The organism is Pseudomonas sp. P106(2024) (assembly GCF_057480815.1).
In genome coordinates this window covers 93,114-118,302 of sequence record NZ_JBLIYU010000006.1, presented here as the reverse complement: position 1 = coordinate 118,302, position 25,189 = coordinate 93,114, and the positions used below count along the sequence as shown (strand labels likewise).

Genomic DNA, 25,189 nt, shown 5'->3' with positions numbered 1-25,189 from the left:
GGGTGCGGACGCGTCACGCACTCGGGCGAGGCGGGCACGCAGTCCTCAAAGCTGCAGCAGGCGGAACAGGGCGATCAGGTTGATCTGTGCCAGGGCTTCCTTGAATTCGGCATCCCGGTCGTTGTGGATGCGTTTTTCGAAGGCAGCGAGGATCTGGTGCCGGTTGCTGCCCTTGACCGCCATGATGAACGGGAACTGGAACTTGGCCTTGTAGGCGTCGTTCAGTTCGGTGAAGCGGGCGAACTCCTCGGCGGTGCACTGGTGGATGCCGGCGCCGGCCTGTTCATTGGTGCTCGACTCGGTCAGCTCGCCCTGGATGGCGGCCTTGCCGGCCAAGTCCGGGTGAGCGTTGATCAGTGCCAGTTGCTCGGCATGGCTGGCGCTGAGCAGGATGTCGCTCATGCGCTGATGCAGCGCCTCGATCTCGTCCAGCTCGGCCAGCTGGCCCAGGTCGTAGGCTTTCTCGGCGACCCACGGCGAGTGCTCGTAGATGTCGGCGAAGGCGGCGACGAAGGCGGCGCGCTCGAGGGTGGAAGGCTTGAGGGTCTTGAAGGCGGTCATCAGGCGTTCTCTTTCTTGTACGGGTGGGTGGCGTGCCAGTGGCGGGCGATGTCCGCGCGCCGGGCGAACCAGACCTGTTCGTGGCTCTTGGCGTAGTCGACGAAGCGCTTGAGCGCGGCCAGGCGCGCGGGACGGCCGACCAGGCGGCAGTGCAGGCCGATCGAGAGCATCTTCGGTGCTTCGGCGCCCTCGGCGTAGAGCACGTCGAAGGCGTCCTTCAGGTACTGGAAGAACTGCTCGCCGCAGTTGAAGCCCTGGACCTGGGTGAAGCGCATGTCGTTGGTGTCCAGGGTGTAGGGGATCACCAGGTGCGGCTTGTCGGTCGGGTTGTTCGGTTCCCAGTAGGGCAGGTCGTCGTCGTAGGTGTCGCTGTCGTAGAGGAAGCCGCCTTCCTCCATCACCAGGCGCCGGGTGTTCGGGCCGGTGCGGCCGGTGTACCAGCCCACGGGGCGCTCGCCGGTGATCTCGGTGAGGATGCGGATGGCCTCGAGCATGTGCTCGCGCTCTTGCGCTTCATCCATGTACTGGTAGTCGATCCAGCGGTAGCCGTGGCTGCAGATCTCATGGCCGGCCTCGGCCATGGCGCGGATCACGTCAGGGTGGCGCTGGGCGGCCATGGCCACGGCGAAGATGGTCAGCGGCACGCCGCTGTCCTTGAACAGCTTGAGCAGGCGCCAGACGCCGGCGCGGCTGCCGTATTCGTAGAGCGACTCCATGCTCATGTTGCGCACGCCCTGCAGCGGCTGGGCGGCGACCATTTCGGAAAGGAACGCTTCGGACTCCTTGTCGCCGTGCAGGATGTTGCGCTCGCCACCTTCTTCGTAGTTGAGCACGAAGGACAGCGCAATGCGGGCATTCCCCGGCCATTGCGGATGAGGTGGGTTGTTGCCGTAACCGATCAGGTCGCGTGGGTAGTCAGCGCTCACTGCAGTCTTCCTTCTTGTTCGTTAATGCGGTGGGTGGGGCGGGCCGCGTCGGGATGTCGCACCACCGGATGGGCTGATTGTATACAACTTCTGAAATCTTTTGTAAGCCTGTTTTTCCGCATTTCTTCCCATTTGTCGCGTGAGAATGGCTTGCAAGAAACCTGCCCGATTGGTCAGTAAATGGTGAGAGCGGCAGCATGGCGCTTGTCTTCGCGACTGGTGGCTTGTTTTGTAGAGGTTGCGCAGGATGGGATAAAAAATTGTGTACAATTTACCGATAAACTGTCTTAATGACTTCATTCCCGCACGCCGCAGGCCCCGTGCCCGGTGATTGCCGTGTATTTTTTGCCCACGCATACGACAAGAGGCGACAAGCAAATGGGACGTTTGACCACACACGTACTGGACGCCGCGCACGGCTGCCCGGGTAGCTCGATCAAGGTCGAGCTGTACCGCGTCGAAGGCCAGCAGCTGGAGCTGGTGAACACCGCCCTGACCAACAGTGATGGCCGTGTCGACGCGCCGCTGCTGCAGGGCGACGACTATCGCACCGGCGTCTATCAATTGCAGTTCAGCGCCGGTGACTACTACCGCGCCAAGGGCGTGAAGCTGCCGGACACCGCGTTCCTCGACGTGGTCGTGCTGCGCTTCGGTATCGACGAGCAGCAGGAGCACTACCACGTGCCGCTGTTGATTTCGCCGTACAGCTATTCGACCTATCGTGGAAGCTAGTTGGTCGCTAGAAGAATCTTCGTAGGTCCTTGGCCCGCTCTCACACTGGCGGGCTTTTTTTCGTCTGGAGCCTTACTCCCTGACTTTCTCTACGGTGCTGGAAAGATTCAATGCTCTTCCGGTTTTCAAGGCAGCTATGTCCGCGCCTCCAGCCGTCGCTGCGCCCAGCAGGTGGCCGACTACAGCGGTTGCTATGGTTCCGGGTGTGATTTTTGCGGCAACCGCTTCTGGAGTACCGTTGAATTTCAGCCAGGTGTTTGCCATCTCCAGATGGGCGACGACAGAGGGGATTTCCCCCCTATTCGCCTGTTGCACGGTTTCTGCGTAACGAGTCTGGAGATGTTGGGGCAAGGGCGGGGCCCCATTACTGTCTTTTGCAATGTAGGCGCCGGCGACACGTTCTCCAAAAAACGATTTGTTTGGGGCATTGACGATCTGCTTGGCTTCCGACGTGGCCAAGACGCGTCCCGGTGTGGCGCCGGGCACGGTATTGCGTAAAAACGAAGTCGTGAATTGTTGATGCATCTCCTTGATGAAAGCAGTGACACCGCCAGTAGGGTCATGTTTATTGATCGGGTCGCCTGCGCAATAGGTGTAACTATTGCTGCCACCTTCTCCGAAGGGACTTAGCGGATCTGGGCTAATGAAGCGCATGAGGTGGGGGTGGAGCAGACGGTGACCGTTGCCCAGATGATAATGGCCGGTGCTGGGGTCTGGAATCTGCCCACTGAAGCCGGTCCGTACGCCTGGCCTGTGTACCTTGCTTCCATAGGGTGTATAGGCGTTTGGGATGGACTGGGCTTGCATGACTGAGTGGGCCCAGTCTGTTGCCAATATGTGAATAAACATGATTTTTGATACTCCTGCGAGGAGGGCTTTTCCTGCTAGTAGTAGCGTGCTTGCAGCGGATTTACACCTATCAAAAATGTCAGAAGGGCACAGCCGAACGTGGCACCTCGGGCCGCTGCGGCTGCCCGAGGTGAGTCGAATGAATCTCGCTGATCAGAGGAACACAAACTTCGCAATGAAGATGGCGCACAGCACCCACAGGCTGGCCGAAATTTCCTTGTACTTGCCGGTACCCGCCTTCAGCGCCACGTAGCTGATGAAGCCCAGGGCGATGCCGTCCGCCACCGAGAAGGTCAGCGGCATCATGATCACCGTGACGATCGCCGGAATGCTGTCGGTGGCTTCGTCCCACTCGATATGTGCCATGCTGCCCATCATCAGCATCGCCACGTAGATCAACGCGCCGGCGGTGGCATAGGCCGGAATCATCCCGGCCAGCGGGGCGAAGAACATCGCGGCAACGAACAGCACGCCGACCACCACGGCCGTCAGGCCGGTACGCCCACCCGCCGCCACGCCCGCGGCACTTTCCACGTAGCTGGTCACCGGCGGCACGCCGACCACCGCGCCGAACACGCTGGAGGTGCTGTCGGCCTTGAGCGCCCGTGACAGGTTCTCGATGCGTCCGTCCGGCGCCACCAGGTTGGCGCGCTGGGCCACGCCCATCAGCGTGCCGGCGGTGTCGAACATGTGCACGAACAGGAACGCCAGCACCACGCTGATCATGCTGACGTTGAACACCCCGGCCACGTCCATGGCCATCCAGGTCGGCGCCAGGCTCGGCGGCATCGACATTACCCCGCCGAACTTGACCAAGCCCAGGCCCCAGCCGGCCAGGGTGACGCCGATGATGCTGATCAGGATCGCGCCGAACACCCGCTTGTAGCTGAGGATGGCGATCAACAGGAAGCACACGGCCGCCAGCAGCGGGCCGGGCTCATGCAGCGAGCCCAGCTTGACCAGGGTGGCCGGGCTGTCGACGATGATGCCGGCGGTCTTCAGGCCGATCAGCCCGAGGAACAATCCGACGCCGGCCCCCATGGCATGGCGCAGGCTTACCGGGATGCTGTTGAGTAGCCACTCGCGCACCCGCGAAACCGTCAGGAACATGAACAGCACGCCCGAGACGAATACCGCCCCCAGCGCCGTTTCCCAGTTGTAGCCCATGGTGCCGACCACGGTGTAGGTGAAGAAGGCGTTGAGCCCCATGCCCGGCGCCAGGCCCACAGGCCAGTTGGCGTACAGGCCCATCAGCAGGCAGCCCAGGGCGGCGGCGATGCAGGTGGCGACGAACGCCGCGCCGTGGTCGATACCGGCGTCGGCCATGATGTTGGGGTTGACGAAGATGATGTAGGCCATGGTGATGAAGGTGGTCACCCCGGCGATCAGTTCGGTCCTGACGGTCGTGCCGTGTCGCTTGAGTTTGAAAATCCGCTCCAGCCAGCCCGATTCGAGCGGTGGGGCGAGATCCAGCGTAGGTGCTTCGGATTTGCGGCTTTCCACAGCGAGTACTCCTCAAGTCTTTCTTGTTGTTCGAAGCCTGGTCCTGAGCCGACGCACTTGGGGGCTTCGCGAGGGAGGGTGTGGCAGACGTCCGACCATTTTGTTGACTTATGGGTCAGGAAGTTGCTCGCAGGATTATGCTTTTGTGTACAAATAAAGCAAATAATGTTTTATCTTTTGTGCGTACAAACGGTCGTACAACGGCTATATAGGTAAAAGGCCACCTGCAGAAACGGGTCAGCCTGTGTACAATGGCGCCATACCTTGGCCCATTATCTTCTTTCCGGACTTGCCATCCCCCCGTCGACGGGCATTACAGTCACGGTCCGACTGGCAGATCCCTTGTGCTCGAGCGCCCATGAACGAACAGCTGCAACCTCTGAAAAAACCTGCGCGTACCGGCAAGGCCGGCCGCAGCGGTACCCAGGACGACATCGTCTACGCGCACATCTTCGAGGCGATCCTCGAGCAGCGCCTGGCCCCGGGCACCAAGTTGAGCGAGGAAGCACTGGGCGAAATTTTCGGCGTCAGCCGCACCATCATCCGCCGCGCCCTGTCGCGCCTGGCTCATGAAAGCGTGGTGCTGCTGCGGCCGAACCGCGGCGCGGTGGTGGCCAGCCCGACGGTGGAAGAGGCGCGCCAGGTGTTCTTCTCTCGGCGCATGGTCGAGCGCGCCATCACCGAACTGGCCGTGCAGCACGCCACCGCCGAGCAGCTCAACGAACTGCGCCAGATGGTCCGCGAGGAGCGCGACAGCTTCTCCCGCGGCGACCGCGGCGCCGGTATTCGTCTGTCCGGCGAATTCCACCTCAAGCTGGCCGAGGCCGCAGGTAATGCGCCACTAGTGAGTTTCCAGCGCAGCTTGGTGTCGCAGACCTCGCTGATCATCGCCCAGTACGAAAGCGGCAACCGCTCGCACTGCTCGTACGACGAGCACATGCAACTGATCGACGCCATCGAGGCCCGTGACGCCGAACAGGCGGTGAGCCTGATGATGCACCACATGGATCATATCGACAGCAAGCTCAACCTCGACGAGGAGAGCGCCTCGGACGATCTGCACGCGGTGTTCTCGCACCTGCTGAAAAAGCCCAAGGCCACCGCCAAGGGTTGATCGTTTGCCTGCATGAACCAGGGGCCGCTTTGCGGCCCCTGGTCGTTTCTGGCCACCGGCCAAAGCTCTGCTAGATTTCTCTTCAGCAAACCTTCATCAGGCAGTTGGGCTTGCGCAGTCGTTGCGTCCAATTACTTGAGGAATGCTCCATGAGTTCGTCCCTGGGTGTGCGCATGGGTGCCGAGTTGGTCGGCACGTTCTGGTTGGTCCTTGGCGGGTGCGGCAGCGCGGTGCTGGCCGCCAGTTCCCCGGTCGGCATCGGTGTCCTCGGTGTTGCCTTCGCCTTCGGCCTGACGGTCCTGACCATGGCCTTCGCCATCGGTCATATCTCCGGTTGTCACCTCAATCCCGCCGTGTCGTTCGGCCTGGTGGTGGGCGGGCGCTTCCCGGCGAAGGAGTTGCTGCCCTATGTGATCGCCCAGGTGATCGGCGCGATCCTCGCCGCAGCGGTGATCTACTTCATCGCCAGCGGCAAGGCCGGTTTCGAGCTGGCCAATGGGTTGGCTTCAAACGGCTACGGCGAGCACTCGCCCGGCGGGTACACCTTGGCGGCAGGCTTTGCCAGTGAAGTGGTGATGACCGCGATGTTCCTGGTGATCATCATGGGCGCCACCGATGCCCGGGCGCCGGCGGGGTTCGCGCCGATCGCCATCGGTCTTGCATTGACGCTGATCCACTTGATCTCGATCCCGGTAACCAACACCTCGGTGAACCCGGCGCGCAGCACGGGGCCGGCGTTGTTCGTCGGTGGCTGGGCCGTCCAGCAGCTGTGGCTGTTCTGGGTGGCACCGCTGATCGGCGCGGCGATCGGCGGTGCGCTCTATCGAGGCCTGGCGAAACAGCCTTAGCGCTGGTGCACGCAACGCCCGGCGGCGTAGGTCTCGCGTACGGTGCGGTCGTCGCCCAGGGTGGTGAGCACGAACAAGGTCTCCTCGATGTTCTTCGACTGCTGCAGACGGTAGTCCAGCAGCGGCGTGGCCTTGTAGTCGAGCACCACGAAGTCGGCGTCATTGCCCGGGCGCAGGCTGCCGATGCGGTCGTCCAGGCGCAGGGCGCGGGCGCCGCCGAGGGTGGCCAGGTACAGCGACTTGTACGGGTGCAGGCGCGCGCCTTGCAACTGCATCACCTTGTATGCCTCGTTCAAGGTATTGAGCAGCGAGAAACTGGTGCCGGCGCCGACGTCGGTGCCCAAGCCCACGTTGACCTTGAAACGCTCGGCCTGGGGCAGGTTGAACAGGCCGCTGCCCAGGAACAGGTTGGAGGTCGGGCAGAAGGCGATGGCCGAGCCGGTCTCGGCCAGGCGCTGGCATTCGTCGTCGCACAGGTGCACGCCGTGGGCGAACACCGAGCGCTCGCCGAGCAGCTCGAAGTGGTCGTAGACGTCCAGGTAGCCTTTCTGCTCGGGGAACAGCGACTTGACCCAGTCGATCTCCTTGAGGTTCTCCGACAGGTGGGTGTGCATGTACACGCCCGGGTGCTCCTTGAGCAACTGGCCGGCCACGCTCAGCTGCTCCGGCGTGCTGGTCGGCGCGAAGCGTGGGGTGACCGCGTAGTGCAGGCGGCCCTTGCCGTGCCAGCGTTCGATCAGCGCCTTGCTGTCGCGGTAGCTGGATTCGGCGGTGTCGGTCAGGTAGTCGGGGGCGTTGCGGTCCATCATCACCTTGCCGGCGATCATGCGCAGGTCAAGGCGCTCGGCCTCCTCGAACAGGGCGTTGACCGACTCGGGGTGCACGCTGCCAAACACCAGGGCGGTGGTGGTGCCGTTGCGCAGCAGTTCCTTGAGGAAGATCTTCGCCACCTGGTCGGCGTGGGCCTTGTCGGCGAACTGCTTCTCGCAGGGGAAGGTGTAGGTGTTCAGCCAGTCCAGCAGTTGCTCGCCGTAGGAGCCGATCATGCCGGTCTGCGGGAAGTGGATGTGGGTGTCGATGAAGCCCGGGGTGATCAGGGCGTCCTGGTAGTGCTGCACCGGAATATCGGCGTCGAGGGTCGGCAGCAGCTCGCTGGCATGGCCCAGGGCGCTGATGCGGCCGTTGTCGACCACCAGCAGGCCATCTTCATAGTATTCGCAGGACGCCTCCAGGCCGACCTCGGCGGGGTCGGCGATGCTGTGCAGGATGGCGGCTCGGTAGGCTTTGCGGGTTGCGCTCATGGGGCTCTCGTCAAAGGATCTGGCTGCGTCGCGAGGACGGCAGCAACTGGGCGATGGGGCCTGAGTTGGCGGCAGCGTCGTGCTGGCCGAAGCAGGCGTTGTAGGTGGCAATGATCTCGGCGGCGATGGACACGGCGATCTCGATCGGCAGCTTGCCCTTGACCTCGGCCAGGCCCATCGGGCAGCGCATTCGCGCCATCAGGGCGTCGTCGAAACCGCGCTCGCGCAGGCGGTGCTCGAACTTGACCCGCTTGGTCTTCGAGCCGATCAGGCCGAACCAGGTGAAATCGTTGCGCTTGAGGATCGCGGCGGTCAGTTCCAGGTCCAGCTGGTGATTGTGGGTCATGACGATGCAGTAGCTGCCGGCGGGCAGGTCGGCGACTTCGTCGACCGGCTCTTCGCTGACGATCCGGCTCACCCCGTTGGGGATGACGTCGGGGAACTCCTGCTCGCGCGAGTCGATCCAGCGCACCCGGCAGGGCAGCGCGGCGAGCAAGGGTACCAGAGCGCGGCCGACATGGCCCGCGCCGAACACCGCGATCTCGGCCTGGACGCCGGTCATCGGCTCGAACAGCAGCACGGTGGCGCCGCCGCAGCACTGACCGAGGCTGGCGCCAAGGCTGAAACGCTCCAGATGCGGGGTGCCGCGGTGTTCCTCGAGCATCTGCCGGGCGATGTGCAGGGCCTTGAATTCCAGGTGGCCGCCGCCGATGGTGTCGTACAGCGCGCTGGCGCTGACCACCATTTTCGAGCCGGCGTTGCGCGGCGTGGAGCCGCGTTCCTCGATGATGGTCACCAGGACGCAGGGTTCGCCGCGGGCTTGATGGTCGGCGAGGGCGTTGATCCATTGGTGCATGTCTTCAGTCCTCCTCGGTCCCCTGTGGGCGCAACGCAAGGTCGCGCCTACAGGGAGCGCGGCGTCAGTGCGTCACGGGTTCCAGTTGCTGTTCGGCAGGCTGAGCCGCGGCCACCGCCTTGCGCATCTGCTCGCAGCCCCACAACACCCGCTCCGGGGTCGACGGTGCGTCGATCTCGGGCTGTACACGGTAGTCGGCGATGCTCGCCACCGCGTCCTTGATTGCGCACCAGGCGGCGATGCCGAGCATGAACGGCGGCTCGCCCACGGCCTTGGAATGGAACACCGTGTCCTCGGGGTTCTTGCGGTTCTCCACCAGCTTGACGCGCATGTCGATCGGCATGTCGGCCACCGCTGGGATCTTGTAGCTGGCCGGGCCGTTGGTCATCAGCTTGCCCTTGGCGTTCCACACCAGCTCCTCGGTGGTCAGCCAGCCCATGCCCTGGACGAAGCCGCCTTCGACCTGGCCGATATCGATGGCCGGGTTCAGCGAGTCACCGACGTCGTGCAGGATGTCGGCGCGCAGCATCTTGTACTCGCCGGTCAGGGTGTCGACGATCACCTCCACGCACGCCGCACCGAAGGCGTAGTAGTAAAACGGCCGGCCGCGGGCCTGGGCGCGATCGTAGAAGATCTTCGGCGTGCGGTAGAAACCGGTGGTCGACAGCGACACCTGAGCGAAGTAGGCCTGCTGTACCAGGTGCTCGAAGCTGACGATCTGGTCGCGCACGCGTACATGGCCGTTGCGGAACTCGACGTCTTCCTCGGTGACGTTGTAGTGCCGGGCGGCGAACTCGGTCAGGCGTTTCTTGAGGATCTCGGCGGCATTCTGCGCCGCCTTGCCGTTCAGGTCGGCGCCGCTGGAGGCCGCGGTCGGCGAGGTGTTGGGTACCTTGTCGGTGTTGGTGGCGGTGATCTGGATACGGTTGAAGTCGACCTGGAACACCTGGGCCACCACCTGGGCCACCTTGGTGTTCAGGCCTTGGCCCATCTCGGTGCCGCCGTGGTTGAGGTGGATGCTGCCGTCGGTATAAATGTGGATCAAGGCACCGGCCTGGTTGAGGAAGGTGGCGGTGAACGAGATGCCGAACTTCACCGGGGTCAGCGCCAGGCCCTTTTTCAGCACCGGGCTGTTGGCGTTGAAGCGGCGGATCGATTCGCGGCGCTCGTGGTAGTCGCTGCTCGCCTCGATCTCGGCGGTCATCTCCTCGAGCATGTTGTGCTCGACGGTCTGGTAGTAGTGGGTGACGTTGCGCTCGGTCTTGCCGTAGTAGTTGGCCTTGCGCACCGCCAGCGGGTCCAGCGCCAGGTGGCGGGCGATATGGTCCATCACCTGCTCGATGGCAACCATCCCTTGCGGGCCGCCGAAGCCGCGGTAGGCGGTGTTGGAGGCGGTGTTGGTCTTGCAGCGGTGGCCGTGCACCGTGGCGTCGCCGAGGTAGTAGGCGTTGTCGGAGTGGAACATGGCGCGGTCGACGATCGAGCCGGACAGGTCGGGCGAGTAGCCGCAGTTGCCGGCCAGGTCGAAGTTGATGCCGTGCAGGCGGCCAGTGTCGTCGAAGCCGACGTCATACTCGACGTAGAACGGATGGCGCTTGCCGGTCATCATCATGTCTTCGACACGGGGCAGGCGCATCTTGGTCGGCTGGCCGGTCAGCCGCGCGATCACCGCGCACAGGCAGGCGGGGCTGGCGGCCTGGGTTTCCTTGCCGCCGAAGCCGCCGCCCATGCGGCGCATGTCGACGACGATCTTGTGCATCGGCACGTCGAGCACCTCGGCGACCAGCTTCTGCACCTCGGTGGGGTTCTGCGTGGAGCAGTACACGATCATGCCGCCGTCTTCGCTGGGCATCACCGAGCTGATCTGGGTTTCCAGATAGAAGTGCTCCTGGCCGCCGATGTGCAGACTGCCCTGGATGCGGTGCGGGGCGCTGGCCAGGGCTGCGTCCGAATCGCCGCGCTTGTGGGTGTGGCTGTCGAGCACGAAGTGTTTCTTGCGCAGCGCCTCGACCACATCGAGCACCGGTTCCAGATCTTCGTATTCGACGATGGCGGCCATGGCAGCGCGACGGGCGGTGTCCAGGTCGCGGGCGGCCACGGCAAGCACCGGCTGGCCGAAGAACTCGACCTTGTCGATGGCCAGCAGCGGGTCGCCGGCCACCACCGGGCCGATGTCCTTGAGCCCCGGAATGTCCTCGTGGGTGATGGCAATGCGCACGCCTTCGAACTGGTAGCAGGGCGTGGTGTCGATGCGCAGGATGCGCGCATGGGCGCGATCCGCGGTGCGCGCATAGACGTGCAGCTGGTTGGGGAATTCCAGGCGGTCGTCGATGTACACCGCCTCGCCCGCCACATGCTTGTCGGCGCTGTCGTGCTTGAGGCTGCGGCCGACCCCGGTGGTCAGGTCCTGGCTGAACAGTGCGGCCATCTCGGCCTGGCTCTTGACGGCGTGATGGTTAGACATAGGCGGTCACCCGGGTTTCGATGTGCGGCGTTTGCAGTTCGATGAAGTACTTGCGCAGCAGGTTCTGCGCGGTCAGCAGGCGGTACTCGCGGCTGGCGCGGAAGTCGCTGAGCGGGGTGAAGTCCTCGGCCAGGGCCTGGCAGGCACGCTCGATGCTGGCCTGGTTCCATGGCTTGCCGCGCAGCGCGGCCTCGCAGGCGCGGGCGCGTTTGGGGATCGCCGCCATGCCGCCGAAGGCGATGCGCACGCCGCTGACCACGCCGTTCTCGATGCTCAGGTTGAACGCCGCGCACACGGCGGAGATATCGTCGTCCAGGCGCTTGGACACTTTATAGGCGCGGAACGCCCAGTCATTGCTGGCGCGCGGCACGATGATCTTCTCGATGAACTCGCTGTCCTGGCGCGCAGTGATGCGGTAGTCGATGAAGTAGTCTTCCAGGGCCAGGGTACGCTGGCGCTCGCCCTGGCGCAGGACGATCTGCGCGTCCAGGGCGATCAGCAGGGGCGGCGAGTCGCCGATCGGCGAGGCGTTGCCGATGTTGCCGCCCAGGGTGCCCTGGTTGCGGATCTGCAGCGAGGCGAAGCGGTGCAGCAGGTCGCCGAAATCGGGGTACTCCTGGTTGAGCGCGGTGTAGCAGTCGGTCAGCGGGGTGGCGGCGCCGATCTCCAGGTGGGTGGCGGTCTTGTCGATGCGCTTGAGCTCGGCGACATGGCCGACGTAGATCATCACCGGCAGGGTGCGATGGAACTGGGTGACCTCCAGCGCCAGGTCGGTGCCGCCGGCCAGCAGGCGCGCCTCGGGGTGCGAACTGTAGAGGTCGGCCAGGTCGGCCACGGTCAGCGGCACCAGGCAGCGCTTGTCGCCGCTGTTGAGCTCGCCGGTCTGTTGCGGGGCGATGGCCTTGAGACGAGCGATGGTCTGCGCCTGCTGGGCGTCGAATTGGTCACGACAGGGTTGGGCGCAGCTCTGCTCGGCGGCGGCAAGGATCGGCCGGTAGCCGGTGCAGCGGCACAGGTTGCCGGCCAGGGCCTCCTGGGCCTGGTGCAGGTCGTGGCCCTCGCTGTTCTTCTGCAGGGCGAACAGCGACATGACAAAACCGGGGGTGCAGAAGCCGCACTGCGAACCATGGCAGTCGGCCATGGCCTTCTGCACGCTGTGCAGTTCACCTTGGTGCTTGAGACCCTCGACGCTGATCAGCTGCTTGCCGTGCAGGGAGGACACGAACGTCAGGCATGAGTTGAGGCTGCGGTAGCGGATGCTGTCGCTGCCTTGATCGTCCTGGACGAGTTCGCCGACGACCACGGTGCAGGCGCCGCAGTCGCCGCTGGCGCAGCCTTCCTTGGTGCCGGGTTTGCCCAGGTGCTCGCGCAGGTATTGCAGCACCGTCATGTTCGGGTCCAGGGCGTGCTCGCTGCGCAGCTCCTGGTTGACGAGAAACTGGATCACGGGGGAGGGCCTCGCAATGGTTTTATTGTTGTTCGGGCGGACTCTAAGCAACGCTTGACCCTGAGGTCAATAATTTTCTGACCCAAAGGTCAAGATTTTGCCCAGAGGCCTTCCGAACCGCTTCATCGAGCCTTTCTCCAAGCATAGTTCGCGCCGAGTGGGAAAGTTGACCCGCCAGTCGCACAAAGCGCGTCGCGCCGCTGCGCGGGCACGGGACAAGTGCGCTACAATCGCGCCCTTGTGCACAGCTACCCAGATCGCGAAGGAAAACCATGACGTTCAAGGCGCCGGACAGCCTCTCCGAGCAAATTGCCCACTACCTGGCCGAGCGGATCATCCGCGGCGAACTCGCACCTGGCGAGCGCATCCAGGAGCAGAAGGTCACCCAGGCCCTCAACGTCAGCCGTGGCTCGGTGCGCGAGGCGCTGCTTATCCTCGAACGCCGCCATCTGGTGGCGATCCTGCCGCGCCGCGGGGCCCATGTGACCGAGCTGGACGACAACAGCGTGCGCAGCCTGTGCACCCTGATGGGCGAGTTCTACATCCTGCTGGGCAACGCCGTTGCACAGCATTGGCGCAGCGACAGCGACCTGCGCCCGTTCCTGGACATCCAGCAGCGCCTCAAGCAGGCCCACGCCGCCAAGGACATCAAGGCCTTCGTCGCCGACAGTTTCGCGGTGATGCGCGCTGCCTATCCGTTCGCCAACAACCCGTACCTGCAGGAAACCGTCGAGAACTTGCAGCCGGCCATGAGCCGCGCCTACTACCTGGCCCTGGACCAGCGCCAGGCCAACATGGTCGACTACCTGGAGCTGTTCGCCTGCCTGCTCGAAGCCGTGGTCGCCCGCGACCTGCCGCGCATCCGCGAGGTGCTCACCGCCTATTGCCAGCGCAGTTGCGAACTGGTGCTGGCGGCGCTGGCGCGGGTCTGATCGATGCGCTTGAAGTGCATCCGCCTGGCCGGGTTCAAGTCCTTCGTCGACCCGACCACGGTCAATTTTCCCAGCAACATGGCGGCCGTGGTCGGCCCCAATGGCTGCGGCAAGTCCAACATCATCGACGCGGTGCGCTGGGTGATGGGCGAAAGCTCGGCCAAGAACCTGCGTGGCGAGTCGATGACCGATGTCATCTTCAACGGCTCCACCAGCCGCAAGCCGGTCAGCCAGGCCAGCATCGAGCTGGTGTTCGACAACAGCGACAACTCGCTGGTCGGTGAGTACGCCGCCTACGCCGAGATCTCGATCCGCCGCAAGGTCACTCGCGACGGGCAGAACACCTATTACCTCAACGGTACCAAGTGCCGGCGCCGTGATATCACCGATATCTTCCTCGGCACGGGCCTGGGGCCGCGCAGCTACTCGATCATCGAACAGGGCATGATCTCCAAGCTGATCGAGGCCAAGCCCGAAGAGCTGCGCAACTTCATCGAGGAGGCGGCAGGCATCTCCAAGTACAAGGAGCGCCGCCGCGAGACCGAAAACCGCATCCGCCGCACCCAGGAGAACCTGGCGCGCCTGACCGACCTGCGCGAAGAGCTGGAACGCCAGCTCGAGCGCCTGCACCGCCAGGCCCAGGCCGCCGAGAAGTACCGCGAGTACAAGGCCGAGGAGCGCCAGCTCAAGGCGCGTCTGGCGGCCCTGCGCTGGCGCGACCTGGACCAGCGGGTGCGTCAGCGCGAGACGGTCATTGGCGACCAGGAGATCGCCTTCGAGGCCCTGGTGGCCGAGCAGCGTAACGCCGATGCCAGCATCGAGCGCCTGCGCGACGGCCATCATGAGCTGTCCGAGCGCTTCAACCAGGTGCAGGGCCGCTTCTATTCGGTGGCCGGCGATATCGCCCGGGTCGAGCAGAGCATCCAGCACGGCCAGCAGCGCCTGCGTCAGTTGCAGGATGACCTCAAGGAGGCCGAACGCAGCCGTCTGGAAACCGAATCGCACCTGGGGCACGACCGCACCTTGCTGGCGACCCTGGGTGAAGAACTGGCCATGCTCGAACCCGAGCAGGAACTGACCCTGGCCGCGGCCGAGGAGGCCGCCGCGACCCTGGAGGAGGCCGAGCTGGGCATGCACGGCTGGCAGGAGCAGTGGGACAGTTTCAACACCCGCTCCGCCGAGCCGCGCCGCCAGGCCGAAGTGCAGCAGGCGCGCCTGGCGCAGCTGGAGGCCAGCCTGGAACGCCTGGCCGAGCGCCAGCGCAAGCTGGGCGAGGAGCGTGACCAGCTCGGCGGCGATTCGCAAGATACCGAGACCTGCGACCTGGACGAGCAGGTGGCCAGCAGTGAGTTGCTGCTCGAAGACCTCCAGTTGCAGGAGCGGCAGGTGGTCGAGCAGTTGGACGCATTGCGCGAGCAGATGCAACAGGCCAACCAGGCGCAGCAACAGCAGCAGGGCGACCTGCAGCGTCTGGGCGGGCGCCTGGCGTCTCTCGAAGCCTTGCAGCAGGCCGCGCTGGAGCCGGGAGTCGGGGCCGCCGACTGGCTGCGTGCCCAGGGCCTGGAGCAGCGTCCACGGCTGGCCGAGGGGCTGCGGGTCGAGCCCGGCTGGGAGCTGGCGGTGGAAACTGTGCTGGGCGCCGATCTGCAGGCGGTGCTGCTGGATGACTTCACAGGCCTGGAATTCGCCGCGCTGGAGCAGGGCGAGCTGCGCCTGCTGATGGCCGGCGTGCAGGGCGCGAGTGTTACTGGCAGCCTGCTCGACAAGGTCGAAGGAAGCGTCGACCTGTCGCCCTGGCTGGGCCAGGTCATGCCGGTGGAGACCCTGGAACAGGCCCTGTCACGGCGGGGCTCGCTGGGCGCCGGGCAGAGCCTGGTCAGCCGCGACGGCTATTGGGTCGGGCGGCATTTCCTGCGGGTCAGCCGAGGGGGCGAGGCCCAAGGTGGCGTGCTGGCCCGTGGCCAGGAGATCGAGCGCCTGGGCCGGGAGCAGTTGGAACAGGAGGCCTTGCTCGAGCAGCTCGACGAGCAGCTGCAACGCCTGCGCGAGCAGCAGCTCGATCTGGAAGAGCAGCGCGAGCAACTGCGCCGTCGCAGCCAGGACGAAAGCCGCCAGCATGGCGAGCTCAAGGCGCGCCTGTCCGCCGGCCGTGCCCGTGCCGAACAGCTGGAGCTGCGCCGCCGCCGCCTGCAGGAAGAACTGGCCGAGCTGCAGGAGCAGCGCGCCCTGGAGCACGAGCAACTGGGCGAGGCGCGCCTGTTGCTGCAGGAAGCCCTGGACCTGATGGCCCAGGATACCGAACAGCGAGAGCTGCTGATGGCGCGCCGCGACACCCTGCGCGAAGGTCTTGACCGCATCCGTCAGGAGGCCCGCCAGCACAAGGACCATGCCCACCAGCTGGCCGTGCGCCTGGGCTCGCTGCGCGCCCAGCACGACTCGACCCGCCAGGCGCTTGAACGCCTGGAGCAGCAGGCCGCGCGCTTGAGCGAGCGTCAGGAGCAGTTGAACCTGAACCTGGAGGAGGGCGAGGCACCGCTGGAAGAATTGCGCCTCAAGCTCGAGGAACTGCTGGAGCGACGCATGAGCGTCGACGAGGAAATGCGTCAGGCGCGCCTGCACATGGATGAGGCCGATCGCGAGCTGCGCGATGCCGAGCGGCGCCGTACCCAGGCCGAACAGCAGTCGCAACTGCTGCGCGGCCAGCTGGAGCAGCAGCGCCTGGAGTCCCAGGGGTTGGATGTGCGGCGCAAGACCTTGCAGGAACAATTGCTCGCCGACGGCTACGATCTTCAGGGCGTGCTCGCCACGCTCGAGGCCGACGCCAGCGAGCAGGGCACCGAGCAGGCCCTGGAGCAGCTCGAGGCACGTATCCAGCGCCTGGGCGCGATCAACCTGGCGGCCATCGAGGAATACGAACAGCAGTCCGAACGCAAGCGCTACCTGGATGCCCAGGACGCCGACCTGGTCGAGGCGCTGGAGACCCTGGAAAACGTCATCCGCAAGATCGACAAGGAAACCCGCAACCGCTTCAAGGATACCTTTGATCAGATAAATGCCGGATTACAGGCACTTTTCCCAAAAGTTTTCGGTGGCGGCAGCGCTTATCTGGAACTGACGGGCGAAGATCTACTCGATACAGGGGTGACGATCATGGCGCGCCCGCCGGGCAAGAAGAACAGCACCATCCATCTGCTGTCCGGCGGCGAGAAGGCACTCACGGCCCTGGCCCTGGTGTTCGCCATCTTCAAGTTGAACCCAGCACCGTTCTGCATGCTCGACGAGGTCGATGCACCGCTGGACGATGCCAACGTCGGGCGGTATGCCCGCCTGGTCAAGGAAATGAGCGAGACCGTGCAGTTCATCTACATCACCCACAACAAGATCGCCATGGAAATGGCCGACCAGTTGATGGGGGTGACCATGCATGAGCCGGGCTGTTCACGTCTTGTAGCAGTTGATGTGGAAGAGGCTATGGCCATGGTCGATGCGTAAGGGGTAAAGAAAGGGTGTGAACATGTAGGCAAAAGCCTCAGCAGACGCGACAGACGGTGTAAAGTTGCCTTTGGTCGTGCTAGCTTAATGTCACTTGTTTTTTGCGTGGGTAAAACGCCTGTCAGAACATAGAGTTGGCGCCACGTGTTAAAGGCCTTTGAAGCCTTTGTTTTCAAGCATATTTTTTATAGAGGCACGGGATTACATGGAAATCGGTCTGCGCGAGTGGCTGATCGTCATCGGCATCATTGTCATCGCCGGTATTCTTTTCGACGGCTGGCGCCGCATGCGCGGCGGCAAGGGCAAGTTGAAGTTCCGTCTGGACCGTAGCTACGCCAACGCCCCGGACGACGACAGCGGCAGCGCCGAGGTGCTCGGCCCTGCGCGTGTGCTGGAAACCCACAAAGAGCCCGAGCTGGACGAGTCCGACCTGCCGTCGGTGAGCGCCCCCGCGCGCGAACGGGAGCGCGAGCGCGAACCCAAGCCGGCCAAGGCCAAGCGCGGCAAGCGCAACCACAGCGAGCCGCAGCAGGGTGACCTGAACCTGGCCGCCGAGCCCCGCGAGCCCGACCTGTTCGAGGGTGGCGACGACGATTTCGCCGCCGACAACACCCGCGCCAATGGCTTTACCGCGCCGAGCACGCCGGCCAAGGAGCTGCCACCGGCCGAGGAAGTGCTGGTGATCAGCGTCATTTCCCGTGACGAGAGTGGCTTCAAGGGCCCGGCACTGCTGCAGAACATCCTCGAAAGCGGCCTGCGCTTCGGCGAGATGGACATTTTCCACCGTCACGAGAGCATGGCCGGCCACGGTGAAGTGCTGTTCTCCATGGCCAACGCGGTCAAGCCCGGCGTGTTCGACCTGGACGACATCGACCATTTCAGCACCCGAGCGGTGAGCTTCTTCCTCGGTCTGCCCGGCCCGCGCCATCCCAAGCAGGCTTTCGACGTGATGGTGGCTGCCGCGCGCAAGCTGGCCCACGAGCTCAACGGTGAACTCAAGGACGACCAGCGCAGCGTGCTGACCGCCCAGACCATCGAGCACTATCGCCAGCGCATCGTCGAGTTCGAGCGCCGCGCCCTGACCCAGAAACGCTGATGTTTACGAGCGGGCGGATCCAGCCTCGATCCGCGCCGCACTGACACAAGCAAAAGAGCAGCCTGGGGCTGCTCTTTTGCTTTGCAAGAGAAGACGACCCATGAACGCCGAATCCCGAATCCATGCCCTGCGCGCCGAACTCGACCAGCACAACTACCGCTACTACGTGCTCGACGAACCCAGCGTGCCCGATGCCGAATACGACCGCCTGTTCAACGAGCTCAAGGCACTGGAGGCCGAGCACCCGCACCTGGTGACCCCGGACTCTCCGACCCAGCGCGTCGGAGGCGCGGCGTTGGCGGCGTTCAGCCAGGTCCGTCACGAAGTGCCCATGCTCAGCCTGGGCAACGCCTTCGAGGAGGGCGACCTGCGTGATTTCGGCCGTCGCGTGGTGGAAGGCCTGGACCTGCCGGGCGGCGATCAGGCGGCGGTGGACTACAGCTGCGAGCCGAAGCTCGACGGCCTGGCGGTGAGCCTGCTGTACCGTGATGGCCAGCTGGTGCAGGGCGCCACCCGCGGTGACGGCACCACCGGCGAGGACATCAGCGCCAACGTGCGCACCGTGCGCAACATCCCGCTCAAGCTGCAGGGCGAGGGCTGGCCGGCGGTGCTGGAAGTGCGTGGCGAAGTGTACATGAGCAAGGCGGGTTTCGACCGGCTCAACGCCGCGCAGGCCGAAGCCGGCGGCAAGACCTTCGCCAACCCGCGCAACGCCGCGGCCGGCAGCCTGCGCCAACTGGACTCGAAGATCACCGCCAGCCGCCCGCTGGAGTTCTGCTGCTATGGCGTTGGCCAGGTGTCCGAGGCCTTTGGCGACAGCCATATCGGCATCCTCGAGAAGCTCAAGACCTGGGGGCTGCCGATCAGCCGCGAGCTGCGCCATGCCGCTGGTATCGAAGAGTGCCTGGACTACTACCGCGACATCGGCGCCCGCCGCAACGGCCTGCCCTACGAAATCGATGGCGTGGTGTTCAAGGTCAACAGCCTGGCCTCCCAGCGTGAACTGGGCTTCCGCGCCCGTGAGCCGCGCTGGGCGATCGCCCACAAGTTCCCGGCCATGGAGGAGCTCACCGAGGTGCTCGACGTCGAGTTCCAGGTCGGGCGCACCGGCGCGGTGACGCCGGTGGCGCGGCTCAAGCCGGTCAAGGTGGCCGGCGTGACGGTGTCCAACGCCACCCTGCATAACATGGATGAGATCGCCCGGCTGGGCCTGCGCATCGGCGACACGGTGATCATCCGCCGCGCCGGCGATGTGATCCCGCAGGTGATGCAGGTGGTGCTCGACCGCCGTCCGCAGGACGCCCGGCCGGTCGAGGTGCCCACGCAGTGCCCGGTGTGCGGCTCGCAGGTCGAGCGCACCCAGCTGGTCAAGCGCAGCAAGGGCAAGGAAACCACCAGCGAAGGCGCGGTGTACCGTTGCGTGGGGCGCCTGAGCTGCGCCGCCCAGCTCAAGCAGGCGATCATTCACTACGTGTCGCGTCGGGCCATGGACATCGACGGCCTGGGCGAGAAGAGCGTCGAGCAGTTGGTCGACGAGAACCTGATCCGCTCGCCGGCCGATCTCTACCACCTGACCTTCGACCAGGTGGTGGCGCTGGAAGGCTTTGCCGAGGTGTCGAGCAACAAGCTGCTGGCTGCCATCGAGGCGAGCAAGCGTCCGAGCCTGGCGCGCTTCATCTATGCGCTGGGCATCCCCGATGTCGGCGAGGAGACCGCCAAGGTCCTGGCCCGGTCCCTGGGCAGCCTGGCGCGAGTGCAGGTGGCGTTGCCGCAGGTACTGACCTACCTGCCGGACATCGGCCTGGAAGTTGCCCACGAGATCCACAACTTCTTCGAGGACGCGCACAACCGCGAAGTCATCGCGCAGTTGCTGGCCTGCGGCATGCAGTTGCAGGACGAGGGTGAGCTGGGCGCCGAGTTCGCTGCCAGCACCACGCTGGCCGGAATGCTGGCCAAGCTCGACATCCCCTCGGTCGGCCCGACCGGCGCCGAGAAACTGGTAGACAAGCTGGGCACCCTGGAGCGGATTATCGCCGCCGACGGTATCGACCTGCGCCAGGCCCTGAACACCAAGCAGGCCGAAGGCGTACGCGAGTTCTTCAAGGTCGAGGCCAACCAGCAACTGGCCCGTGCCATCGAGGCCCAGTTGCTGGACTTCGGCATGCACTGGTCGTGCGAGAAGAAGTCCGCCGAGGGCTTGCCGCTGGCGGGGCAGACCTGGGTGCTGACCGGCACCCTGGAGCGCATGAGCCGTGATATCGCCAAGGAAAAGTTGGAAAGCCTGGGGGCCAAGGTGGCGGGCTCCGTGTCCGGCAAGACCCACTGCGTGGTCGCCGGGCCCGGCGCCGGCTCCAAGCTGGCCAAGGCCGCCGAGCTGGGCGTCGCGGTGATGGACGAGGAGGCGTTCGTGGGCTTCCTGGCGGAGCGTGGTATCGGCGTCTGAACCCGCTTGCCTTTCGCCGGGCAAGCCCGCTCCCGCGGGTGATGAGGCGTGGGCGCGGGCTTGCCCCGCGATAGATTTGCCACAAGTCCTTGAGAAATGATGGTTTTTTCACGATCAAAGGTTGTAACTTCGCCCCGGCGCTGTACAATGGCGCGGCTCGTCAACTGACGAGCCGTCGTGGTGGCCCCATCGGTCCCCCCGCATTGATTACCCGTTAACCTGGTCAGGCCCGGAAGGGAGCAGCCATAGCGGGAACATCGAGTGCCGGGGTGTGGCTGGTGGGGCCGCCTCCATTTTGGGCGCAGGAATTTTCCGGCGTACCTGTCAGGCGTCGTCCAGCAGACGCGTTTCTTTACACCCTCGCACTGTTTTCCGCCTGCACGATCCCGCGCAGCGCCTTATCATGCATCCCATCGTGTTGGCCCATACGGCCAGGAGATAGCGACCGTGGAACATGTCGACGACCTCACCCGCCAGAAGATCCGCGAGTGGCAGCTGCGCCGCCTGGAAATCAAGGACCAGATGGCCGCCAGCCCCGAGCGTGTGCTGGAGCTGTCGCAGGTGCTCGACCAGATGGAAGAAGAACACGAGCGTATTCTCGAGGCAGCGGTCGTGCCGGTGGCAGTAACGGCTGACGCGGCGGCCTTCGAGCTGCAGGTGCAGGTGTCGGCGCAGTCGGTGCGCGACTTGCGCAAGCTGCTGGAACTGGCGCTGCATGAGCTCGATGGCGTACTCGACGCACCGCGGGTGGGTGTCAGCTATCCCGGCGACATGTCGGGGTCGTTGGGGGCCTACCGCTTCGAATTGGTGGTGGGGCAGGCCGCTGAATCCGACAAATCTTGAGTGATCCCCGGACCCATACCGACATGCAGCCCGAACACTTCGATTTTTCCCATCCGGTGTACCTGCCGGTCAGCGCAGAGGTGTGCCAGGCCTTGCTGCAGGCCGAGGGCGCGCCTGCGCTCGATACCCTGGGCGACCCTGAACTGGCGGCCGTACTGGTGATCCAGAACCTGGCCCAGGCACAGGGGCAGGTCGATGCGCGGGCGGCGGAAAAGGTGCTCGGCAAGCTGTTGGCATGGGCGGTCGATGGCGCGCACTCGCCTGGCGTGGGCTTGCTGTCCGAGGCCCGTCGGCTGTTCGATGCGCGCAAGCTCTATTTTGGTCTCGAGGTGATCAAGGGCTCCAAGCTGCGCCTGCTCGATACCGAACAGGTTCAGGCGCGGGAGTACCTGCTGGCGGACGGCAAGTGGGATTTTGACTACCGTATCCGCCTGCACCACAGTGACAACCCGTTCAGCCAGCGGGTGACCACTGGCTTCGACAGCGAGCGTTGGCTGACCGTCGAGCAGGACAAGCTGCTCAAGGTCATCCAGGCCAACCTCGACGAGGACATCCATGTGCAGGGCTACGCCGGGATCGGCAAGAGCTACCTGCTCGGCGCGCTGATGGAATGCCTGCCCCGTGGCCGGGTGCTGGCCTTGGCGCGCACGCCGGCCAAGCTCGGTACCCTGCGTCGACGCATGGGGCTGGATGCCCAGGCCAAGGTCGGCATGACCTTTGGCCAGTTCGCCCGGGCCCTGCTCAAGGACACCCGGCCGGTTCCCGCCCGGACGGCCCAGCGCGGTCCCGGCAAGCGCCGGCTGGCCGAAGAGCTGGGGATCGTCGGGCTGCGCCAGTACGACGCCGAGCACGCCCTGGATATCTGCCTGGAAGTACTGCGCAACTATTGCGAGTCGCGGGACTACAGCCTGTCCAGCCGCCACCTGCCGCATTTTCGCCAGGCGCTGTCCGGCCTCGATGCCCAGGTGCTGCTCGAGTACGCCAGCCGCCTGTGGCGTTACCTGGAGGCGCAGCCGACCTGGGGCGCGCAGACCGGGTTCGAGGCGTTGCTGCTGCTCAAGCGCGCCAGCCTGGGTGGCTGCAGCGTGCCCGCGCGTTTCAGCCATGTGATCATCGACGAGAGCCAGGACGTGCCGGCCTCGCTGCTGCAGGTTATCGAGCGTGGCCGCCAGGTGCTGATCACCCTGGGCGACGAGTACCAGAAGGCCTCCGGCGAGGTGGTCAGGCGCGAGCGTCAGGTGCGCCAGAAGGACATGGCCTTCGCCGTGCGCTCCGGGCCCAAGGTGGAACGGCTGATCAACCCGTTGATCGGTGTGCACTCGAAGAAGTCCAAGGTCGCGTTCGAGGCGGCGCGGCATGTCGATGTCGGCATCGAGCACTTCCCCGAAGGGTTCGTCCCGCCCGAGGGCTGCGTGGTGCTGACCGCCTCGCGCTGGGACACGATGCGCTGGGCCATGGAGATGGCCGAGTCCAACTGCCTGCTGAACTTCCCCGACTGGCCTGACATGCGACGGTTCATGGTCACCGCGATTGGCCTGTTCAGGGCGGCGTTCTATGCACCGGGACAGGACGCCGAAGGGCCGCATGCGTACTTCGCGCACCTGCTCGACTGGCAGCAGGTGCGCGAGTCTGAGCGTTTCGATGCCGCGTTCCAGTGGGTTGAGGCGCGGCTGGAGGCGGGTTTCAAGCTTGCCGACCTGACCGGCCTGGACGCGCGGGTCGCCGCGCAGCCTGCCAGCCTCACGCTGTTGATGGCCGAGGAGGCCGGTGGCCTGGAGTTCGATCAGGTGCTGTTGACGCCGGAGCTGATGACCACCCAGCGCTTCAAGGACGCCTACGCCTTCGATGCGCGGATTTGCGCGGTGTACATCGCCCTGTCGCGGGCGCGTCGGCAGTTGTACCTGCCCTATGACGTGGAAGAGTGGATCAACTACCACAAGGGCCAGCCGTTCCGCGAGTTGCACGGCTACTGAGCCCGCTGTCGTACTGTGGTCTGGCGGGCCTTATCGCGGGACAGGGCGACTCCCACGCTTGCCCTTGCTGGCCGACACTTGCATCAGTCGCCGAAAGGTCGGGCATTGCAGGTGGTTCTCCTCGGGGCACGCTGCCGCATGCCGCAGCCCTTTGCTCATCGCCTGCAGGCGCTTGATCCTCTGCTCGATCTCATCGGCCTTGACCAGCAGCAACGCTCGGTCAACCCGTTGCTCATCCAGCATCGCCGCCACTTCGTCCAGCGAAAAGCCTGCCGCCTGGCCCAGGGCGATCAGGGCCAGGCGTTCTGGCGTATCCGCCGGGAATTGCCGCCGTTGGCCATGGCCGGCGAGCGATGTGAGCAAGCCCTTGTTCGCGTAGTAACGCAAGGTCGACGCCGGCACTCCGGTGCGCCTGGCGACATCGGCAATGTCCATCTTAGCTCCCTTGACTTGAAGTTGACTTCAACTTGCATGCTGCTTGGCATCGACCTTTCCGTCAATCCGCCAAGGGCTTTCGTCATGAGCGCTTCTTCTCTCGCATTTTCCATTTTGCTTATCGGCATCGGCGCCACCCTGGTCATGGACCTGTGGACCCTGCTGCTCAGGCGCCTGGGCGTCACCACGCTGAACTACGCGCTGGTCGGGCGCTGGGCGGGCCACCTGTTCGCGGGGCGCTGGCGGCATGTGGCGATCGGCAAGGCCGCGCCGGTCAGGGGTGAGCTGGCGTGGGGCTGGTTGCTCCACTACGCCACGGGGCTGGTGTTTGCGGCGCTGCTGGTGGCTATTGCCGGGGAGGGGTGGTTGCTGGCGCCGGTCCTGTGGCCCGCGTTGCTGTTCGGGGTGGTCTCGGTGCTGGTGCCGCTGGTGGTGGTGCAGCCTGCATTGGGTGCAGGGTACTTCGCTGCGAATACGCCATCGCCCTTGAAGAGTTGTCTGCGCAGCCTGGTGACGCATTGCGTGTTCGGGATCGGCCTCTACCTGGCGGCGCTGGGTGTCGTGGCAGCAGGTATTTGAGGCCCTTGGTCATCGGCGAACTGGCGGGGCTGGCGACCATCGGTATACCGCTCGACGATTCGCTGCATCTCCCCGGACTCCTTGATCCGCACCAGCGCCCTGAGCACACCTTGGGTCGGCAGTTGGGGATCGTTGCGCACCATGCAGCCCAGCGCTTGCTCTTCCAGCACGGCCAAGGCGTGCAGGCGCTGCCCCGGTGGCAGTGAGCGGTTGTACCACTGCAATGACAGCTGGTTGCTGATCGCGTGACGAAAGCGTCCGGCCTCGAGCTTCTGCAGGGCCAGTAGTTGGTTGCGGCTGTCCTCGCGCTGCAGGCGGCCCTGGCTGAACAGGGGCTCCAGGGTGGGATAGGTGTAGCCGAGCACGGTGCCGATGGCCTGCGGCGGCAGTGTTTCCGGGCGGGTGGGACCGCTGTGGCCGGGGCGGCCGATCAGCAGGTCGCGCTGCTCAATGATGGGGATGCTCCACAGGTAGTCGCCCGGCCGGTCGGTCAGCCACTGGGTGGAGACATAGCAGCGCACGTCGATTTCGCCGGCTTGCATCGCCTCTTGCAGGCGCAGGCGGGCCATCACGTGGTATTGCGGGCGGGCATCGGTCTCCCGGGCAATGGCCTGCATCAGCTCGAACAGGATGCCTTCCACCGGTTGCTGGTCCTCGGTGCGCATCAACGGCATGCTCCAGCTCTCGGCGACGGAAAAGCGCAGCACCGGCGGTTGCGCCAGGCCGTGGGTGGTCCACAGTAACAGGATGGCCAGGACTCGCCGCACGCCTCATCCTCCCTGATCTGCCGCTGGT

At 64.9% G+C, this 25,189-nt stretch carries 20 protein-coding genes and 1 other RNA gene; 11 read left to right on the top strand and 10 right to left on the bottom strand.

Features of this window, described 5'->3' with window-relative positions:
- Positions 1-45: 45 nt before the first annotated feature.
- Both uraD and puuE read right to left on the bottom strand, forming a co-directional pair.
- Positions 46-561, bottom strand: a complete 516-nt coding sequence (uraD, locus tag AC25M7_RS12330) for a 2-oxo-4-hydroxy-4-carboxy-5-ureidoimidazoline decarboxylase (protein WP_062362542.1) — start codon at positions 559-561, stop codon at positions 46-48.
- Positions 561-1,487 carry an allantoinase PuuE gene (puuE, locus tag AC25M7_RS12325; RefSeq protein ID WP_028692846.1) on the bottom strand — a complete coding sequence of 309 codons (927 nt, stop codon included), beginning with the start codon at positions 1,485-1,487 and terminating at the stop codon, positions 561-563. The genes uraD and puuE overlap by 1 nt, the downstream gene beginning before the upstream one ends.
- Before the next feature lie 378 nt (positions 1,488-1,865).
- Between puuE and uraH the strand changes: the two genes are divergently transcribed.
- The gene (uraH, locus tag AC25M7_RS12320) at positions 1,866-2,219 is read left to right on the top strand and encodes a hydroxyisourate hydrolase (RefSeq protein ID WP_028692847.1); all 354 of its coding nucleotides are present in this window, start codon (positions 1,866-1,868) and stop codon (positions 2,217-2,219) included.
- Between the two features lie 72 nt (positions 2,220-2,291).
- Here uraH and AC25M7_RS12315 read toward each other — a convergent pair whose 3' ends face one another.
- Complete coding sequence (locus AC25M7_RS12315) at positions 2,292-3,068, bottom strand: RHS repeat-associated core domain-containing protein (protein WP_236248725.1); 777 nt, start codon at positions 3,066-3,068, stop codon at positions 2,292-2,294.
- Between the two features lie 153 nt (positions 3,069-3,221).
- Positions 3,222-4,571 (bottom strand): NCS2 family permease, encoded by a 1,350-nt coding sequence (locus AC25M7_RS12310; protein ID WP_062362540.1) that lies wholly within the window; start codon positions 4,569-4,571, stop codon positions 3,222-3,224.
- A 358-nt stretch (positions 4,572-4,929) separates the two neighbouring features.
- On the opposite strand from AC25M7_RS12310, the gene AC25M7_RS12305 reads away from it, so the two are divergent.
- Both AC25M7_RS12305 and aqpZ read left to right on the top strand, forming a co-directional pair.
- On the top strand, positions 4,930-5,685 hold the full coding sequence (locus AC25M7_RS12305) for a GntR family transcriptional regulator (RefSeq protein ID WP_028692849.1): 756 nt from the start codon (positions 4,930-4,932) through the stop codon (positions 5,683-5,685).
- Positions 5,686-5,834: 149 nt separating this feature from the next.
- On the top strand, positions 5,835-6,533 hold the full coding sequence (gene aqpZ / locus AC25M7_RS12300; protein WP_028692850.1) for an aquaporin Z: 699 nt from the start codon (positions 5,835-5,837) through the stop codon (positions 6,531-6,533).
- Here the strand turns inward: aqpZ and guaD are convergent.
- From guaD to xdhA, 4 genes are all read right to left on the bottom strand, one after another.
- A complete protein-coding gene (guaD, locus tag AC25M7_RS12295) occupies positions 6,530-7,834 on the bottom strand; it encodes a guanine deaminase (protein WP_062362535.1) in 1,305 nt (434 codons plus the stop codon). The two genes, aqpZ and guaD, sit on opposite strands and share 4 nt — an antisense overlap.
- 10 nt (positions 7,835-7,844) lie before the next feature.
- The gene (gene xdhC, locus AC25M7_RS12290) at positions 7,845-8,690 is read right to left on the bottom strand and encodes a xanthine dehydrogenase accessory protein XdhC (RefSeq protein ID WP_069017288.1); all 846 of its coding nucleotides are present in this window, start codon (positions 8,688-8,690) and stop codon (positions 7,845-7,847) included.
- 64 nt (positions 8,691-8,754) lie between these two features.
- Positions 8,755-11,154, bottom strand: coding sequence for a xanthine dehydrogenase molybdopterin binding subunit (xdhB, locus tag AC25M7_RS12285; protein WP_062362532.1), 2,400 nt, complete (start codon positions 11,152-11,154; stop codon positions 8,755-8,757).
- Positions 11,147-12,601 (bottom strand): xanthine dehydrogenase small subunit, encoded by a 1,455-nt coding sequence (gene xdhA / locus AC25M7_RS12280; RefSeq protein WP_028692854.1) that lies wholly within the window; start codon positions 12,599-12,601, stop codon positions 11,147-11,149. Before xdhA ends, xdhB begins: the two co-directional genes overlap by 8 nt.
- Before the next feature lie 272 nt (positions 12,602-12,873).
- On the opposite strand from xdhA, the gene AC25M7_RS12275 reads away from it, so the two are divergent.
- The 7 genes from AC25M7_RS12275 to AC25M7_RS12245 all read left to right on the top strand — a co-directional run bounded on the left by AC25M7_RS12275 (position 12,874) and on the right by AC25M7_RS12245 (position 23,380).
- On the top strand, positions 12,874-13,533 hold the full coding sequence (locus tag AC25M7_RS12275; RefSeq protein ID WP_486971107.1) for a GntR family transcriptional regulator: 660 nt from the start codon (positions 12,874-12,876) through the stop codon (positions 13,531-13,533).
- Positions 13,534-13,536: 3 nt separating this feature from the next.
- Complete coding sequence (smc, locus tag AC25M7_RS12270; protein WP_263156128.1) at positions 13,537-17,025, top strand: chromosome segregation protein SMC; 3,489 nt, start codon at positions 13,537-13,539, stop codon at positions 17,023-17,025.
- A 205-nt stretch (positions 17,026-17,230) separates the two neighbouring features.
- Positions 17,231-18,121 (top strand): cell division protein ZipA, encoded by an 891-nt coding sequence (gene zipA / locus AC25M7_RS12265; RefSeq protein ID WP_028692857.1) that lies wholly within the window; start codon positions 17,231-17,233, stop codon positions 18,119-18,121.
- A gap of 100 nt (positions 18,122-18,221) precedes the next feature.
- Positions 18,222-20,564 (top strand): NAD-dependent DNA ligase LigA, encoded by a 2,343-nt coding sequence (gene ligA / locus AC25M7_RS12260; RefSeq protein WP_186596114.1) that lies wholly within the window; start codon positions 18,222-18,224, stop codon positions 20,562-20,564.
- A gap of 187 nt (positions 20,565-20,751) precedes the next feature.
- An RNA gene (gene ffs, locus AC25M7_RS12255) (signal recognition particle sRNA small type) lies at positions 20,752-20,848 on the top strand.
- Positions 20,849-21,011: 163 nt separating this feature from the next.
- Positions 21,012-21,407 (top strand): hypothetical protein, encoded by a 396-nt coding sequence (locus AC25M7_RS12250; protein WP_036986831.1) that lies wholly within the window; start codon positions 21,012-21,014, stop codon positions 21,405-21,407.
- Positions 21,408-21,430: 23 nt separating this feature from the next.
- On the top strand, positions 21,431-23,380 hold the full coding sequence (locus AC25M7_RS12245; RefSeq protein ID WP_280092553.1) for a hypothetical protein: 1,950 nt from the start codon (positions 21,431-21,433) through the stop codon (positions 23,378-23,380).
- Between the two features lie 30 nt (positions 23,381-23,410).
- Here AC25M7_RS12245 and AC25M7_RS12240 read toward each other — a convergent pair whose 3' ends face one another.
- Positions 23,411-23,815: a helix-turn-helix domain-containing protein gene (locus tag AC25M7_RS12240; protein ID WP_197866418.1), complete on the bottom strand. Its 405-nt coding sequence runs from the start codon at positions 23,813-23,815 to the stop codon at positions 23,411-23,413.
- Positions 23,816-23,899: 84 nt separating this feature from the next.
- Here AC25M7_RS12240 and AC25M7_RS12235 point away from each other — a divergent pair, with 84 nt between their 5' ends.
- The gene (locus tag AC25M7_RS12235) at positions 23,900-24,394 is read left to right on the top strand and encodes a DUF2938 family protein (protein ID WP_062362568.1); all 495 of its coding nucleotides are present in this window, start codon (positions 23,900-23,902) and stop codon (positions 24,392-24,394) included.
- Here AC25M7_RS12235 and AC25M7_RS12230 read toward each other — a convergent pair.
- A complete protein-coding gene (locus AC25M7_RS12230; RefSeq protein ID WP_486971106.1) occupies positions 24,355-25,161 on the bottom strand; it encodes a substrate-binding periplasmic protein in 807 nt (268 codons plus the stop codon). The genes AC25M7_RS12235 and AC25M7_RS12230 overlap by 40 nt on opposite strands.
- Positions 25,162-25,189: the final 28 nt, after the last annotated feature.

Excerpts from the sequence above, each read along its gene's own strand:
- uraD (WP_062362542.1), bottom strand. The coding sequence starts at position 561 with ATGACCGCCTTCAAGACCCTCAAGCCTTCCACCCTCGAGCGCGCCGCC.
- uraH (WP_028692847.1), top strand. The coding sequence starts at position 1,866 with ATGGGACGTTTGACCACACACGTACTGGACGCCGCGCACGGCTGCCCG.
- AC25M7_RS12315 (WP_236248725.1), bottom strand. The coding sequence starts at position 3,068 with ATGTTTATTCACATATTGGCAACAGACTGGGCCCACTCAGTCATGCAA.
- AC25M7_RS12305 (WP_028692849.1), top strand. The coding sequence starts at position 4,930 with ATGAACGAACAGCTGCAACCTCTGAAAAAACCTGCGCGTACCGGCAAG.
- aqpZ (WP_028692850.1), top strand. The coding sequence starts at position 5,835 with ATGAGTTCGTCCCTGGGTGTGCGCATGGGTGCCGAGTTGGTCGGCACG.
- guaD (WP_062362535.1), bottom strand. The coding sequence starts at position 7,834 with ATGAGCGCAACCCGCAAAGCCTACCGAGCCGCCATCCTGCACAGCATC.
- xdhC (WP_069017288.1), bottom strand. The coding sequence starts at position 8,690 with ATGCACCAATGGATCAACGCCCTCGCCGACCATCAAGCCCGCGGCGAA.
- xdhB (WP_062362532.1), bottom strand. The coding sequence starts at position 11,154 with ATGTCTAACCATCACGCCGTCAAGAGCCAGGCCGAGATGGCCGCACTG.
- AC25M7_RS12275 (WP_486971107.1), top strand. The coding sequence starts at position 12,874 with ATGACGTTCAAGGCGCCGGACAGCCTCTCCGAGCAAATTGCCCACTAC.
- smc (WP_263156128.1), top strand. The coding sequence starts at position 13,537 with ATGCGCTTGAAGTGCATCCGCCTGGCCGGGTTCAAGTCCTTCGTCGAC.
- zipA (WP_028692857.1), top strand. The coding sequence starts at position 17,231 with ATGGAAATCGGTCTGCGCGAGTGGCTGATCGTCATCGGCATCATTGTC.
- ligA (WP_186596114.1), top strand. The coding sequence starts at position 18,222 with ATGAACGCCGAATCCCGAATCCATGCCCTGCGCGCCGAACTCGACCAG.
- AC25M7_RS12245 (WP_280092553.1), top strand. The coding sequence starts at position 21,431 with ATGCAGCCCGAACACTTCGATTTTTCCCATCCGGTGTACCTGCCGGTC.
- AC25M7_RS12240 (WP_197866418.1), bottom strand. The coding sequence starts at position 23,815 with ATGGACATTGCCGATGTCGCCAGGCGCACCGGAGTGCCGGCGTCGACC.
- AC25M7_RS12235 (WP_062362568.1), top strand. The coding sequence starts at position 23,900 with ATGAGCGCTTCTTCTCTCGCATTTTCCATTTTGCTTATCGGCATCGGC.